This window comes from Pseudomonas sp. R2-37-08W, assembly GCF_003851705.1.
GTDB lineage: Bacteria > Pseudomonadota > Gammaproteobacteria > Pseudomonadales > Pseudomonadaceae > Aquipseudomonas.
The window spans coordinates 1,143,479-1,158,137 of the sequence record NZ_CP027728.1; the positions used below are offsets into that span (position 1 = coordinate 1,143,479).

Below are 14,659 nucleotides of genomic sequence, written 5' to 3' on the forward strand. Positions count from 1 at the left end.
ATTGATCTCTAATCTCCTTAAACACCCCGCATTTAAGTGTGTGATGTTTCTCAATCGAATTGATTTTGACCAGTCTCTGTGCGTCGGCTGATATTGAGTTTTGGAGAGTAAAATGATCAGACAATCAAATAATATGAGACTTTCACACTTTAAAGTCAGGTTTGCTGACGGTACCGACTATACGGATGCGCTGTATGCCAATGGGCATCATCAGGTTGAAATTGTTGTTGAAGTTTTAAAAGAGGTTATAGGGAGGCTGGGTTCATGGAACAATGTCGCGTTAACTGATAGCGAGCGCGCTAGTATAAAAATCGTACCTGTATTAATGTCGGTGGATCAAAGTGAAGCGGTCGGGTGGGCCTTCGATACCGAGAAAAATGAATACGATTCAGGGCTTTGGAATCGCACGGGGGAAGCACCAGGCGGGCCTGGGCCAAATAGTGTTATTGTTGATCCGCGTATAGAAATTATCCGCCGATATGTGCGCGTCGAGGAGATTTCATCACTTGAACCTATACAGTTAATGGCAACCATTATGTTGGATGGCGAAGGCGTCACCCGTAGCTATTCCGAATACCCGACTGACTTTCAGTCGTCGGTGTTTATTGCTCCCGTCGCGCCGCCCGTATTGCTCTCTACAGAACTTGACTTGATAACTGACTACGACGCTTTGAGTGCGTATGCCGTTGATGTGGATATGTACTACTGGGAGGGTGTGAACGGCTTGTATTTTGTTCATAGTTATGGATTGGTCGAGCCGTTGCAGGTACCAAATGAAGGGACTTTTTTTCAAACGTCTTATGGTTTGGCGGGAATATTCAAAGGGGGCGTCTTCAAACACCGACCCGATGAAGAATTGCGTTTGAATATGATCCACCAGAATCTTCCGTCAGTCGATCCGAATGTAAATCCGATTGTTCGACGATTGAATAGTCGCGTCATGTGCGCCGTTAAACTTACTACTCCGATACCGGACCTTCCGCAGCGCGATACACAGAGTAGATGGTACCTGCGAGATAATTTCGGAACGACTCATGCGTTCAAGATTGTGCCTGCTGAAGGTGGTAACCGCCTGACAGTCGAACCCGTTCAATTGAAACGGCGGCCTAGACACTTAAAAATCATCCTTACCAATGGCCAGGATACAACTGATGCGCTATATGCCAATAGCCGCCACCAATGCAAAGTTTCTATTGAACTCAGTGTGGAGCAGGAAGGAGTTGATGGACTTTGGGAGGAAGTACGGCCACGGGCGGATGAGAAAGACAGTGCTACGATCACGCTGTATTCGGCTAATGCGAATGAGCCTTTGCCTGCCGGGTGGGCGTGCGATACAGCTCGAAATATATATGAGATCGGACTGTGGAATCGAAGTGTAGAAGGCGGAAAAGGGGATGAGGCAGAGGAGCAAATTACGCAAAAAATGGGGTTGCCGAATGCTATAGAGATAATTGATCGTTTTATGCGTTTAGAGACGGGCGCCTCAATGGAGGCCAGAAGGTTAATGGCCAGAATCGTTATAGATGGCAAGGTTTATACTACAAACTTTTCTGATGCTGAAATCAATTTCGATAGTTGGGTGCATATTTCGCCTCGGCAACCATTTCGAGTAAGGGTTGCTGATCTTGTACGTACTGTGGATCATGCTTATTGGGAGTTTAGTACGGATACCGATATTGATGTTTGGTATTGGCTGCCACCGCCGGGATTGAAGTTTGTCTCCCAAATGGGGCTGGACTCACCTATGTGGCTCTTTGATGAGGGAATATACTTTCAGACAACCTTCGTTCATAGAGCTGACAAGCATTATAGAAAGGTTGGCGTCGTCATAGGGCACGATATCCCTGGAGCAAATCCTAAGATTTATGATATTCACAGAACATTGCCAGATCCTACTCACAGAGTGCCATTTAATCGAGTAAATACGATTATGCGTGCGATGTGGGTTTCCGGTAAGAAAGGCATGCCTGAGGGAGACGCCAGAACACCTTGGCGCCTGCTGGATAATTATGGTTGCATGCATGCATATACGATGCAACGACGTGGAAATAATATTGAGTTGTTGGATTATGAGAACTGATTAAATTGCCGTGATTTTTCTTGAGCGCAGGAGCTTGACATGAATGTCTATTCCAATGCATTTAATTTTTCCTCGTACTTAAGCGGTTCAGTCGATCCGCGTACAGGTCAATATGGATGCCAGATCCGTTTGGCGCAATTCTCCCCTCAAGGGCCTATTGAAGTCAGTCGCAGCATTGTTTTGTCATTCTCCATGCTCAGCTCTGAAAGTACGCCATATGGATTGGGTTGGCGGCTGAGTAATACGCAGTTTGATCTCAGCAACGCCCAACTTACCTTGCTCAGCGGCGAGCAGTTTAAAACACAAGGTATGCCTTCAGTTGGCGGCGTGATGGTGTTCAAAGATCGAAAACTTAAAGATCTGGTAGTAAGACGCACAGATGAAACCACACTCCATGTGATTTATCGGGATGGCACTGTCGAAGTTTTGCAGCGTACCAGCAGCACACTCCCTTATCGGATCACTTCCATACGATTCGAAAATGGTGAAGTGTTCACCTTCCGCTACGCCGCGGGCGGCGCTCTCGAGCGGGTTCTCAATCACAAGCAGGAAGAGTTGCTGGTGCTGACCTATGCGAGTGGAGCCCTGCAAACGGCTGATGCGCGAGTGGAGGGTGGTCGTTACGCGCGCATGCGGTTTACTCAGACCAATGCTCGCCTCACCAGTGTTACCGCACCTTATGACCGTAGTGGCCCACCTGAGATCGCGGCCTATCAATTTACCTACCGGACACCGTTTCGTAATGGCCTGGTGGCGATCGAGCGGATGCAACTGCCTATGGGCGGGGATGAACGGATCAGCTACACCGAGAACGGCCATCAATATGGCAATAACCAGTTCATCCCTCGGGTGTCCAGTTGGACGCAAACCCCAGGTGCCAATCAACCTCCCATGATCCGGACTTATAGTTATAGTTCTGGCACAAATTTTACCGGGTTCCCCTATTCCGCTGGTTTTCATGAAGGGGAGGACAATCTGTATCTGATTGGCGGCGCCTATGACTATTGGACTAAGGAGCAAGTCATCGACTCGGCAAATGACAATGCCGTGCTGACCGTTACCTATACCACCTACAACAAGTTCCACCTGCTGACCGAAGAATCGGTATTGCGTGAAGGTACGCGGGCCAAGACTACCATCGCCTATAACGTGGTCCCCGGCCTGTTCCCCGCCCAGCCCCCCAACCTCCAACTGCCGAAAACCATCACCAAGCGCTATGAACTGGTGGCCGGTGGCACGGCGCGTGAAGAAATCCAGCAGATCGAGACAGACGACTACGGCAACGAACTAAGCCGCACCGAGGCATCCGGGATTCGCACCGAATACACCTATTACCCGATTGCCGGCGAGAGCGGCAAGTGCCCGGCTGACCCTCATAATTTATTCCCGCGCTACCTCAAGCAAGAGCGCCTCATACCTGTGGGAGGCACGCCTGCACCCGTGCTCACGGAGTACACCCATACCCGCGTGCCGCAGACGGGCAGCAGTTACTTTGTTCTGCAGCAGTCGAGCAGCCAGGCCGGTGTATTTTCGATGCAGCAAAGCTACTACGAAACCCCCGGCGAGTTGGCTGGCCGGCTGAAGAGCAGCATCAGTACGGTCGACGGGCAGGTATTGGTCAGTGATTTCAGTTACACCGTTACAGGTGACAATCTTGTGGAAACCCGACGCCTGACGGGGCGCGAGGGGCAGTGGCTTGAGGCGGTACGCACGCTTTCGCTGCTCAATCGACGCCTGCTGTCGATGGCGCGAGACGGTGGCAGCACTCTCGCCTTGGCGTTTGATATAAGCGGCCGGCTGACGGAAGAAACGGTTTCCCCTGGAAAACCACTGCAAGCGAGTCGACGCTATGCCTACCATTTTGCGACGCAGGCTAAACGGGCCCATCTGATCACCACGGATGCACAAGGTAACAAGGCCATTACCTACTTCGACGGCGCTGGTCGTCAGGTATCCGAGGCTCAACTGATTGGCCCGAACCAGGACCAGGAGCGTGCCACCGCAACGTGGCGGTATGACGCGCTTGGGCAAACCGTGGAGACGGTCAATTTCGATTACCTGGCCGACCGACAGATTTCACTGAAGAGCACCCATTCCTACAACCGTTGGGGCAATGCCAGCCGTGTGGCTCGTTCTGATGGCAGCGTCGAGATCAATGAGTACGACCCGCTGCTGAATCAAACAGAGGAAGGCGTTGCAGGCGGTGAGCGGCTGGTGAGCTATTTCAATGCGCATAACCAACCGATAAAGGTGGAACGGCTGGACGCCAATAATAATAAAGTCGAAGTGGAGTCGCGCACCTACGATGGCCTGGGCCGATGCCTGTCGGTACTGGACGTCAACAAAAACAGTACTGAATATGCCTACGATACGTTTGGCCGACTGCAGACGGTTCTTCAAAAACCGGTAGATGGTACCCCGCAGCGGCTGCGCAAAACGGACTATGCCCCAGGTACCAGCGCTGAACTGGCCACTGCGATTACAGTCGATGGCAGGCGGCTGGGGACGCGCACTTACGACAGCCTGGGCCGAATGACCAGCCAGGCGCGAGGGACGGGGCAGGCTACGACCTGGGAGTATGAGGCGGGGTGGATCGAGCCGATCGCCATGGTGACCCCCCGTGGAGTTCGTCAGAGCCTGACCTATGACAAGGAGTTGGATGTAGCGAGTCGGATTGAGATGACAGGGCTCCCCGTGAGCACCTATCGGCATGACCCGATTAACGGAGCGTTGACCCGTTCGGAGACCAATGGCCTTATCCATGAGTTCTTTCTGGATGCCAACGGCCATACCGAAAAGGACGTTCAAACCGCCAGCGGCACCACCTTGACCGCGCAGTACAGCTATTCCCCGGCAGGGCGCCTGCTTCATCAAACGGCTGCCGATGGCCAGAGCAGCCTACTTGAGTACGATACCCACGGACGATTCTCCCGGATGACCACCGGACCCATGGTCATTGAACAGTCCTACGATACGTTGGGCCGACCCGATAGCCTGACCACCGCCTATGACAATACGCGAGTCGTTACCAAGGTGTCCTACGATTCGCTGGGGCGGGAAGCCGAGCGCCGCTTTGAGCAAAACGGCGCGCTGTTGCAGGTGATGAGCAGCACCTATCACACCAACAGTATGTTGGCGACTCGGTTTCTCCGGAATGCAAGTTCGCAGGTGGTGATCGGTGAAACCTTCGCCTACGATGCCTACCTGCGACTTAGAACCTACCGCTGTGAAGGCCTTGAACATCCGAAGGATCGACTGGGGCGTGCCATCACCGGGCAAGACTTCAGCTTTGATAACCTCAATAACCTCAATAACATCACACGGGTAGTGACCACTTTTGCCGATGGCACCCAAGATACGTGCGAGCGTTTTTTCACCGGCGCCGACCCCACCCAACTGACCCGCCTGACCCACACGCTTCCGGTACAGAGTTTCACAGCGGCCTATGATGCCGCCGGCAACTTGCAGGCGAGTCCTGCAGGCCAGGCCTATACCTATGATGGTTTCGAGCAACTGACTGCTGTGCAGGCCAATGCCTTCAATTATAGCTATCGGTACGATGCCGAAGCCCGGCAGGTCGTCGCTGCCCGCAGCAATGAGCCGCCCGTGATGCTGGCATACGCCGGGGACCGCCTTGATACCCTGGTTGAAGGCAGCAGGAAGATTCGCTACTTCGACGGTGCGGACCAAGTGATGGCGCGTACTGGCGGGGTGGAAGGCCCGCAACTGCATATGAACGATGCCGCCGGCAGCGTCCGCGGGATTTCGTCCCCGGGCCAGCCACATGTGGGTCGCCACTACACGCCTTATGGTGATACGCAGATCCCTCTGGATGACGGTAAACCCCGCACCATGGCCGATTTGCAACTGCCTGCATTCAACGGCCAGCGCCTGGATGCGGCGATCAACCTGTATTTCCTGGGCAACGGGCAGCGTGCCTACGACCCAGACCTGATGATGTTCTTGCAGCCCGATCCGTTGAGTCCATTTGATGAGGGGGGAATCAATAGCTACGCCTATTGTGCCGGTAACCCGATCAACCTGATGGACCCCAGCGGGTTGTTGCCAACTTGGTTGAAGTGGACGTTGACCGGCGTTGCGTTGGCGCTGTCGGTAGTAACACTGGGGTTTGGGGCAGTTGCTCTTTCGGGAGCGGTGGCGGTGTATGGGGCAGCGTCTATGGCTACGGGACTCGCAGCGGCTCTAACGACGGCGACGGCTGTGGCGGTGCCAGCCGCTACCGGAACTTTGGCCGGGGCGGGCGCCGCAGCCGCTGCGACTGCCGTTGCGGCTACGGCAGCCGCAGCGGCGTGGGTTATTGCCTCCAAGACAGCGCTTACTGTCGGGGCGGGGCTTGGTCTGGTAAACGGGACGCTGAGTATCACAGCGATGACTATTGCCGAGGTCGACAAAGCCATGGGGTGGGACCGTTCGGGCCACATCCGAAATCTTGGTTGGGCATCCTTCGGATTCTCTTTGGCCTCATTGGCAGTGAGTGTGGCGGGGGCCTATACCTCGGCGCATATGGCCTACAGTTCTGCTGCTGCAAAGTTTTCAGGTGTCGGCACACTGAAAAACGCACCCATCGGCACTGCGCTATCCGCCGCAGGCAAGCGTATGGTGGGCTTAACCTACAAGTTCACTGATAAAACCGGCATCACCCGATTCAGCCAGACTTTCGGGGCTACGCGGGCGGTGTTGAGGTTTACTAACCTTGGTCGCTCGATCGAAAGTAGATTCTTCTCGCCGGTCACACCCGCATCGCAGGGGGGCGGGGATGGCGGGGCTGATTCGACCCAGCCCCAATCGCAACCTGCTGTTAGGCGGTTGGTCGATATGCCGAGCGGCACTGCCGGCTACTACCAGGCATTCAGAGACGAGGCGTCGCGCGTTCGCCAGCCCATCATGGGGGAATTGTATCGGGGGTAGTGCCAGCATTTGTCGGCGTGGCGCCCCTGTGGAGCGAGTTCGCTCCACAGGGGCATGTTCCTTACGGGTGCTTACGTTCCACAGCCCGCAACAGATGCGTCGGTGGCGTCTCGCAACTGATCTTGCGCCCCAGCAGCGTCTCGATCGACGGCAGCTGATACGAGTCATCTTCCCCGGCAAAGCTGATCGAAACGCCCGCCGCACCCGCACGGCCGGTGCGGCCAATGCGGTGCACATAGTCGTCCGGCATTTCCGGCAGGGTGAAGTTGATCACGTGGCTGATGCCGTCGATGTGAATCCCGCGGCCCGCCACATCGGTGGCCACCAGCACGCGGATCTTGCCTTCGCGAAAGCCTTCCAGGGTCTTGATGCGCTTGTGCTGCGGCACGTCGCCCGACAGTTGCGCGGCGTTGACGCCATCACGCACCAGGCGCTCTTCGATGCGGCGCACTTCGTCCTTGCGGTTGGCAAATACCATCACGCGCTCCCAACCGTTGTCGTTGATCAGGTTGTAGAGCAGCTTGTACTTGTCGGCACCGGCGACGGCGTAGATGTGTTGTTCGACGTTTTCGCTGGCGACGTTGAGTGCTTCGATTTCGACGATGGACGGGTCGGTGGTCCACTGCTTGGCGAGGTTCATCACGTCTTCGGTGAAGGTCGCGGAGAACAGCAGGGTCTGGCGCTCGGCCTTTGGCGGGGTCTGGCGAATGATCTGACGCACCTGTGGGATGAAGCCCATGTCGAGCATGCGGTCGGCTTCGTCCAGCACCATCACTTCGACCATGTCCAGGTGCACGTCGCCGCGCTGGTTGAAGTCGAGCAGGCGGCCTGGGGTCGCGACGAGGATGTCGCAATGACGGGCCTCGAGGTGCTTGAGCTGTTTGTCGAAGTCCATGCCGCCGACGAACGTCATCACGTTGAGGCCGGTGTACTTGGTCAAGTCGGCAGCGTCTTTGGCGATCTGCACCACCAGCTCCCGGGTAGGGGCGATGATCAGCGCGCGCGGCTCGCCCATGTAGCGCTCTTTCGGCGGCGGCGTCTGCAGCAGCTGGGTGATGATCGAGATCAGGAACGCGGCGGTCTTGCCGGTGCCGGTCTGGGCACGGCCGATGGCATCTTTGCCGGCGAGGGTAAAGCCCAGCACCTGCGCCTGGATCGGCGTGCAGTACGGGAAGCCCAGGTCCTGGATGGCGTGCATCAGTTCCGGGGCCAGGTTGAAGTCATGGAAGCGGGTTTTGCCTTCCTGGGGCTCGACGACGAAGTCTTCGAGTTTCCACGGCGTCACGGGCGGCTTGGGCGCGCGTTCGCGGCGTGGTTTGGCGACAGGCGCGGCGAGGGTCTCTGCGGGCTCGGCCTGTTCGGGCGGCGTCACCGAGACTGTTTTCGGTGCGGCGGCAGGTGCGATCCGCTCGGGCTGCCTGCCGTCATTGCGGTTGCCGGGCTTGGGAGCGGGAGCACTGGGAACAGGCGCGAGCGGCTCAGCCTCGCTTTTGCCGAACATTTTCTTGAGTGCTTTGAGCACGGTCATCTCATTAATTGGTTAAGGAATGTACGCCGGCCAGTGTAATGCAAGAATCGGGCGCGGCGTAGTGCGTCTGTCATACAACTACATCAACGCGGGTTTCAGCGCAGGCGCTCGGTCAGCCAGGTGCGGATATCGCGTATCTCTTCGGGTAACACTTCGTGGCCCATTGGGTATTCCTGCCATGTCACGGTGACACTACGGTGCTTTAAATGCTCGTAGGCGCTGCGGCCCATGGCGTTTTGCACCACCTCGTCATACTGGCCATGCAGGCACAGGACAGGGATGCGTTGCTGGCTGGCGGATAATTCCAGCGTATCGTCGAAGGTTGGCGCGTAAGTGGAGAGGGCGATCACGCCACCCAGCGGGCCCTGCCATTGTTTAAACGCAGTGTGGAAAACCACTGCGCCGCCCTGGGAAAAGCCCGCCAGGAAAACCCGCGAAGCGTCTATCCCGGTTCTCTTCTGCGCCTCGATCAAATCCGTGACCATTGTGGTCGACGCTTCCAGTTCTTCCAGGCTGATGGAACGGGCTGGGCTCATGGCCCTGATGTCGTACCAACTCGGCATCTCGTAGCCACCATTGATCGTCACCGCACGGGTGGGCGCCTGGGGCAAAACGAAGCGGGTGGTCAGTAAAGTTTGCTGCAGTGCTTCGGCTACGGGCAAGAAGTCGTAGCGGTCGGCGCCAAGGCCATGCAGCCAGATAACACAGGCATCTGCGGGCTTGGCGGGCTCAAGGATCAAGGGTTCGGTCATGTCTGCTCCATAGCTGTGCGGGCGCTCCGATTGAGTGCGTCGGAACGGTGCGCGACAGGTTGATCTGTTAAGAGAATGTCGCAAGGGTGAATCTTTTGCCATTGAACATCGCCATCAGCGGCTCAGCCAGCACTCTGGTACGGGCCTTGCTATGTGTAGGTCGATGTCAGAACTCTCCTAGGGCGGTAACACTATCAGTGACTGCCGCTTGTGGGAAAGCAACTGGAATTACCGCAAAAATCTCATGCTGCTCGACCCCAAAAAAAGCCAACACGGGTCGATATCGCCTCATAAGGGTGCGCTGAGGTTGGAGCTCCGACACAACAAGAGCAACTGGAGGTTTGAATGAAGGTATTGAAATCCACTCTGGCCATCGTGACCGCGGCCGCTGTATTGGGTGTCAGTGGTTTTGCCCAAGCTGGCGCCACCCTGGATGCCGTGCAGAAGAAAGGCTTCGTGCAATGTGGCGTGAGTGACGGCCTGCCGGGTTTCTCGGTGCCGGATGCCAGCGGCAAGATCCTCGGGATCGACGCTGACGTGTGCCGCGCCGTGGCCGCCGCCGTTTTCGGTGACGCAACCAAGGTCAAGTTCAGCCAGTTGAACGCCAAGGAGCGTTTCACCGCGCTTCAATCGGGCGAAGTCGACATCCTGTCGCGCAACACCACCATGACCAGCTCCCGCGATGCGGGCATGGGCCTGAAATTCCCGGGCTTCATCACCTACTACGACGGCATTGGCTTCCTGGTTAACAACAAGCTGGGCGTGAAAAGCGCCAAGGAACTGGACGGTGCAACCATTTGCATCCAGGCCGGTACCACCACCGAGCTGAACGTTTCCGACTACTTCCGTGGCAACAACCTCAAATACACCCCGATCACCTTCGACACCTCCGATGAAAGCGCCAAGTCGCTGGAATCCGGGCGTTGCGACGTACTGACCTCCGACAAGTCCCAACTGTTCGCCCAGCGCAGCAAGCTGGCCGCGCCGAAGGACTACGTGGTCCTGCCGGAAACGATTTCCAAGGAACCGCTGGGCCCGGTCGTGCGTAATGGCGACGACGAGTGGCTGGCCATCGTGCGCTGGGTTGGCTACGCCATGCTCAACGCTGAAGAAGCCGGCATCACGTCGAAAAACGTCGAAGCTGAAGCCAAGTCCACCAAGAATCCGGACGTCGCGCGTCTGCTCGGTGCTGACGGCGAATACGGCAAAGACCTGAAAGTGAAGAAAGACTGGGTCGTACAGATCGTCAAGCAAGTCGGTAACTACGGGGAAGTGTTCGAGCGCAACCTGGGCAAGAGCACCCCGCTGGAAATCGACCGTGGCCTGAACGCCCTGTGGAACGCCGGCGGCATTCAATACGCACCTCCTGTGCGCTGATCGCTGATGGTTCTGTCACCCGGTGGGCCAACCGCCGGGTGATGTTCTGTTCCATTCTTTCCGGGGCACTTCATGCAAAATCAAATCGGCGCACCCAAGCAGAAGCTCAGCTTCAGCGATCCCAAAGTGCGTGCGTGGCTCTTCCAGATCATCACGATAGTGGCGGTGGTCTCGCTGGGCTGGTACCTCTTCAATAACACCCAGACCAACCTGCAGCACCGGGGTATTACCTCGGGTTTCGACTTCCTTGAGCGCAGTGCCGGCTTTGGCATCGCGCAGCATTTGATCGACTACACCGAATCGGACAGCTATGCCCGGGTGTTTGTGATCGGTTTGCTCAACACCCTGCTGGTGACCTTTATCGGCGTGATCCTGGCGACCCTGCTCGGGTTCGTCATTGGCGTGGCGCGTCTGTCGCCGAACTGGATGATCAACAAGCTGGCGACGGTGTATGTGGAAGTGTTCCGCAACATTCCGCCGCTGCTGCAGATCCTGTTCTGGTACTTCGCGGTGTTCCTGACCATGCCGGGGCCGCGTAACAGCCATAACTTCGGCGATACCTTTTTTGTCAGCAGTCGTGGCCTGAATATGCCGGCAGCGCTTGCCGCTGACGGTTTCTGGCCGTTTGTGGTCAGCGTCGTGGTGGCGATTGCGGCAATCGTGCTGATGGCGCGCTGGGCCAACAAGCGCTTTGAAGCCACCGGCGTACCTTTCCATAAATTCTGGGTGGGCCTGGCGTTGTTCATTGTGATCCCGGCGTTGTGCGCATTGATCTTCGGCGCGCCGCTGCACTGGGAAATGCCGGAGCTCAAAGGCTTCAACTTCGTTGGCGGCTGGGTGTTGATTCCCGAACTGTTGGCACTGACCCTGGCGCTGACGGTTTATACCGCGGCGTTTATCGCGGAGATCGTGCGCTCGGGTATCAAGTCCGTCAGCCACGGCCAGACCGAAGCGGCGCGTTCCCTGGGCCTGCGCCCCGGGCCGACGTTGCGCAAGGTCATCATCCCGCAAGCGTTGCGCGTGATCATTCCGCCGTTGACCAGCCAATACCTGAACCTGGCGAAAAACTCTTCGCTGGCCGCCGGTATCGGTTACCCGGAAATGGTTTCGCTGTTTGCCGGCACGGTGCTCAACCAGACCGGCCAGGCCATCGAAGTCATTGCCATCACCATGAGCGTGTACCTGGCGATCAGCATCAGCATTTCCCTGCTGATGAACTGGTACAACAAGCGCATTGCGCTGATCGAGCGGTGAGGAAACCTGCATGAGTTCGCATACGTTCAAACCTGATATGCCGCCGCCGAGCAAAGTCTTCGGGCCGATGGCATGGATGCGCGCCAACCTGTTTTCCAGTTGGCTCAATACCCTGCTGACCTTGTTGGCGTTCTACCTGATCTACCTGGTGGTGCCGCCGATTCTGAGCTGGGCGATCATCGACGCCAACTGGGTCGGCACCACGCGCGCCGATTGCACCAAGGAGGGCGCCTGCTGGGTGTTCATCCAACAGCGCTTCGGGCAGTTCATGTACGGTTACTACCCCGGCGACCTGCGCTGGCGCGTGGACCTCACCGTATGGCTGGCCATCGTCGGCGTGGCGCCGTTGTTCATCTCGCGTTTTCAACGCAAGGCGGTCTACGGCCTGAGCTTTCTGGTGCTGTACCCGATCATCGCGTTCTTCCTGCTGCATGGCGGGATCTTCGGCCTGACCAACGTGGCGACCAGCCAATGGGGCGGCCTGATGCTGACCCTGGTGATCGCCACCGTCGGCATCGCCGGCGCCTTGCCCCTGGGCATCATGTTGGCGCTGGGGCGGCGTTCGAACATGCCGGCCATTCGTGTGGTCTGCGTGACCTTCATCGAATTCTGGCGCGGCGTGCCGTTGATCACCGTGCTGTTCATGTCCTCGGTGATGCTGCCGTTGTTCCTGCCCGAAGGCATGGGTATCGACAAGCTGCTGCGGGCGTTGATCGGCGTGATCCTGTTCCAGTCGGCCTATGTGGCTGAAGTGGTGCGCGGGGGTTTGCAGGCGATTCCCAAGGGCCAGTACGAAGCGGCCGCAGCGATGGGCCTCGGCTACTGGCGTTCGATGGGCCTGGTGATCCTGCCGCAAGCCTTGAAGATGGTGATCCCCGGCATCGTCAACACGTTTATCGCGTTGTTCAAGGACACAAGCCTTGTGATCATTATCGGCCTGTTCGACCTGCTCAACAGCGTCAAGCAAGCTGCCGCCGACCCGAAATGGCTGGGCATGGCCACTGAAGGCTATGTGTTCGCCGCCCTGGTGTTCTGGATTTTCTGTTTTGGTATGTCGCGCTATTCCATTCATTTGGAACACAAGCTCGACACAGGCCACAAGCGTTAGGAGTTGATGTGATGAGCGAAGCGATCAAACAGCCTGTGAGCCCTGAAGGCATTATCCAGATGCAGGGCGTCAACAAATGGTACGGCCAGTTCCATGTGTTGAAAGACATCAACCTCAACGTCAAGCAGGGCGAGCGTATCGTGCTGTGCGGCCCGTCGGGTTCGGGCAAATCCACCACCATCCGCTGCCTCAACCGTCTGGAAGAACACCAGCAGGGCCGCATCGTGGTCGATGGCGTGGAATTGACCAACGACCTCAAGCAGATCGAGGCGATCCGCCGTGAGGTCGGCATGGTGTTCCAGCACTTCAACCTGTTCCCGCACCTGACCATCCTGCAGAACTGCACGCTGGCGCCGATGTGGGTGCGCAAGATGCCCAAGCGCAAGGCCGAAGAAATCGCCATGCACTACCTTGAGCGCGTGCGCATTCCGGAGCAGGCCCACAAGTTTCCGGGGCAACTTTCCGGCGGCCAGCAACAGCGCGTGGCGATTGCCCGCGCGCTGTGCATGAAGCCGAAAATCATGCTGTTCGATGAGCCGACCTCGGCCCTCGACCCGGAAATGGTGAAAGAAGTACTCGACACCATGATCGGCTTGGCCGAAGACGGCATGACCATGTTGTGCGTGACCCACGAAATGGGCTTTGCCCGCACCGTGGCCAATCGCGTGATCTTCATGGACAAGGGCGAGATCGTAGAACAGGCGGCGCCGAATGATTTCTTCGACAACCCGCAGAACGATCGGACCAAGTTGTTCTTGAGCCAGATTCTGCATTGATCGATGCTTGAAAAAATAAACCCGGCCTGGCCGGGTTTATTTTTGTCTGTTCAGGAGGCCTTGAGCGCCTTATGCCCTGTGTTCACGGTATGAGTGAAGCCCCGCATGTCAGCGCCTTCGGCCAATATTCTGGCATCGGCAAGTAAGTGCGGGTATCGATCCAATAGCCGCATCAGCAGCACCAAGGGTTTGGAGGGCAGAAGCTCGCCGCGCTCGTAGCGTGAAAAAGCGTTGTGACCGCCACCGGATAGCAGCTCCACCGTTTCCTTTTGCGTAAGATGCAGCTTGCGACGGATGCGTTTCATTTCGGTGCCGATCATTTGCCGTGCGGCGTGGACGAGTTCATCACCGGCCGCGCCGTGGCGCTCAGCGCTGTCAGGATCATGCATGCCGTCCCCACACTGCTGGCATTCCCAACCCGACAAATTATCGACACGCCGCTCCATACCGTTGACACGCAGGGTTTCGCTGCGGTTTTCGAAGCGCGTCATAGCGTCGGGTGCACCGCAGATGAAGCAATGTTGAGTTCTCATGAGCTCTTCTTCTTAAAGGAGATCACTGGAGGGTTACCGACTGAGCAGTAAGTGACCTTGATGTAAATCTCCAGACCGTGTGAATTGATGTGATACACGTCCTGCCACACCCGATGATCGGCATAGGTGGTCATTGATTTGTACAACATCCTGTTTTGCAATTCGAAAATGACCTCTTGCATCTCAGGGATGTCGAGGCCGAGACGCCAACCCGTTTCCTTTGCCGCGAGCGTAAAGGCCCGCTTTCCGAGCCGCCTGACATCCGCCTTGATCACCGCCAGATCGTAATGAGGTGTGTACTTTTCCATAAGACACCTGAGTC

At 56.9% G+C, this 14,659-nt stretch carries 10 protein-coding genes; 6 read left to right on the forward strand and 4 right to left on the reverse strand.

Going from position 1 to position 14,659, the window contains the following annotated elements; translation table 11 throughout:
• The first annotated feature begins 112 nt into the window (after positions 1–112).
• Together C4J93_RS05070 and C4J93_RS05075 are read left to right on the forward strand one after the other, a co-directional pair.
• Entirely contained in the window at positions 113–2,080 is a 1,968-nt protein-coding gene (locus C4J93_RS05070; protein WP_124369717.1) for a hypothetical protein, read from the forward strand.
• Between the two features lie 39 nt (positions 2,081–2,119).
• Positions 2,120–7,009, forward strand: coding sequence for an RHS repeat-associated core domain-containing protein (locus C4J93_RS05075; protein ID WP_124428738.1), 4,890 nt, complete (start codon positions 2,120–2,122; stop codon positions 7,007–7,009).
• 61 nt (positions 7,010–7,070) lie between these two features.
• Here C4J93_RS05075 and rhlB read toward each other — a convergent pair whose 3' ends face one another.
• A complete protein-coding gene (gene rhlB / locus C4J93_RS05080) occupies positions 7,071–8,537 on the reverse strand; it encodes an ATP-dependent RNA helicase RhlB (protein ID WP_124428739.1) in 1,467 nt (488 codons plus the stop codon).
• Between the two features lie 95 nt (positions 8,538–8,632).
• Positions 8,633–9,289 carry an alpha/beta hydrolase gene (locus C4J93_RS05085; RefSeq protein WP_124428740.1) on the reverse strand — a complete coding sequence of 219 codons (657 nt, stop codon included), beginning with the start codon at positions 9,287–9,289 and terminating at the stop codon, positions 8,633–8,635.
• A gap of 345 nt (positions 9,290–9,634) precedes the next feature.
• Here C4J93_RS05085 and C4J93_RS05090 point away from each other — a divergent pair, with 345 nt between their 5' ends.
• The 4 genes from C4J93_RS05090 (at position 9,635) to C4J93_RS05105 (ending at position 13,804) form a co-directional block, all read left to right on the forward strand.
• Positions 9,635–10,666 (forward strand): amino acid ABC transporter substrate-binding protein, encoded by a 1,032-nt coding sequence (locus tag C4J93_RS05090; protein WP_048723770.1) that lies wholly within the window; start codon positions 9,635–9,637, stop codon positions 10,664–10,666.
• Positions 10,667–10,738: 72 nt separating this feature from the next.
• The gene (locus C4J93_RS05095) at positions 10,739–11,920 is read left to right on the forward strand and encodes an amino acid ABC transporter permease (protein ID WP_124361405.1); all 1,182 of its coding nucleotides are present in this window, start codon (positions 10,739–10,741) and stop codon (positions 11,918–11,920) included.
• 10 nt (positions 11,921–11,930) lie between these two features.
• Positions 11,931–13,028 (forward strand): amino acid ABC transporter permease, encoded by a 1,098-nt coding sequence (locus C4J93_RS05100; RefSeq protein WP_124361406.1) that lies wholly within the window; start codon positions 11,931–11,933, stop codon positions 13,026–13,028.
• Positions 13,029–13,039: 11 nt separating this feature from the next.
• Complete coding sequence (locus tag C4J93_RS05105; protein ID WP_003171943.1) at positions 13,040–13,804, forward strand: amino acid ABC transporter ATP-binding protein; 765 nt, start codon at positions 13,040–13,042, stop codon at positions 13,802–13,804.
• Positions 13,805–13,854: 50 nt separating this feature from the next.
• Here the strand turns inward: C4J93_RS05105 and C4J93_RS05110 are convergent, their stop codons facing one another.
• Together C4J93_RS05110 and C4J93_RS05115 are read right to left on the reverse strand one after the other, a co-directional pair.
• A complete protein-coding gene (locus C4J93_RS05110; RefSeq protein ID WP_124428741.1) occupies positions 13,855–14,337 on the reverse strand; it encodes a type II toxin-antitoxin system MqsA family antitoxin in 483 nt (160 codons plus the stop codon).
• A complete protein-coding gene (locus tag C4J93_RS05115) occupies positions 14,334–14,645 on the reverse strand; it encodes a type II toxin-antitoxin system MqsR family toxin (protein WP_124428742.1) in 312 nt (103 codons plus the stop codon). Before C4J93_RS05115 ends, C4J93_RS05110 begins: the two co-directional genes overlap by 4 nt.
• Between the last annotated feature and the right edge of the window lie 14 nt (positions 14,646–14,659).

Coding starts and splice junctions, on each gene's coding strand:
- C4J93_RS05070 (WP_124369717.1), top strand. CDS start 113: ATGATCAGACAATCAAATAATATGAGACTTTCACACTTTAAAGTCAGG.
- C4J93_RS05075 (WP_124428738.1), top strand. CDS start 2,120: ATGAATGTCTATTCCAATGCATTTAATTTTTCCTCGTACTTAAGCGGT.
- rhlB (WP_124428739.1), bottom strand. CDS start 8,537: ATGACCGTGCTCAAAGCACTCAAGAAAATGTTCGGCAAAAGCGAGGCT.
- C4J93_RS05085 (WP_124428740.1), bottom strand. CDS start 9,289: ATGACCGAACCCTTGATCCTTGAGCCCGCCAAGCCCGCAGATGCCTGT.
- C4J93_RS05090 (WP_048723770.1), top strand. CDS start 9,635: ATGAAGGTATTGAAATCCACTCTGGCCATCGTGACCGCGGCCGCTGTA.
- C4J93_RS05095 (WP_124361405.1), top strand. CDS start 10,739: ATGCAAAATCAAATCGGCGCACCCAAGCAGAAGCTCAGCTTCAGCGAT.
- C4J93_RS05100 (WP_124361406.1), top strand. CDS start 11,931: ATGAGTTCGCATACGTTCAAACCTGATATGCCGCCGCCGAGCAAAGTC.
- C4J93_RS05105 (WP_003171943.1), top strand. CDS start 13,040: ATGAGCGAAGCGATCAAACAGCCTGTGAGCCCTGAAGGCATTATCCAG.
- C4J93_RS05110 (WP_124428741.1), bottom strand. CDS start 14,337: ATGAGAACTCAACATTGCTTCATCTGCGGTGCACCCGACGCTATGACG.
- C4J93_RS05115 (WP_124428742.1), bottom strand. CDS start 14,645: ATGGAAAAGTACACACCTCATTACGATCTGGCGGTGATCAAGGCGGAT.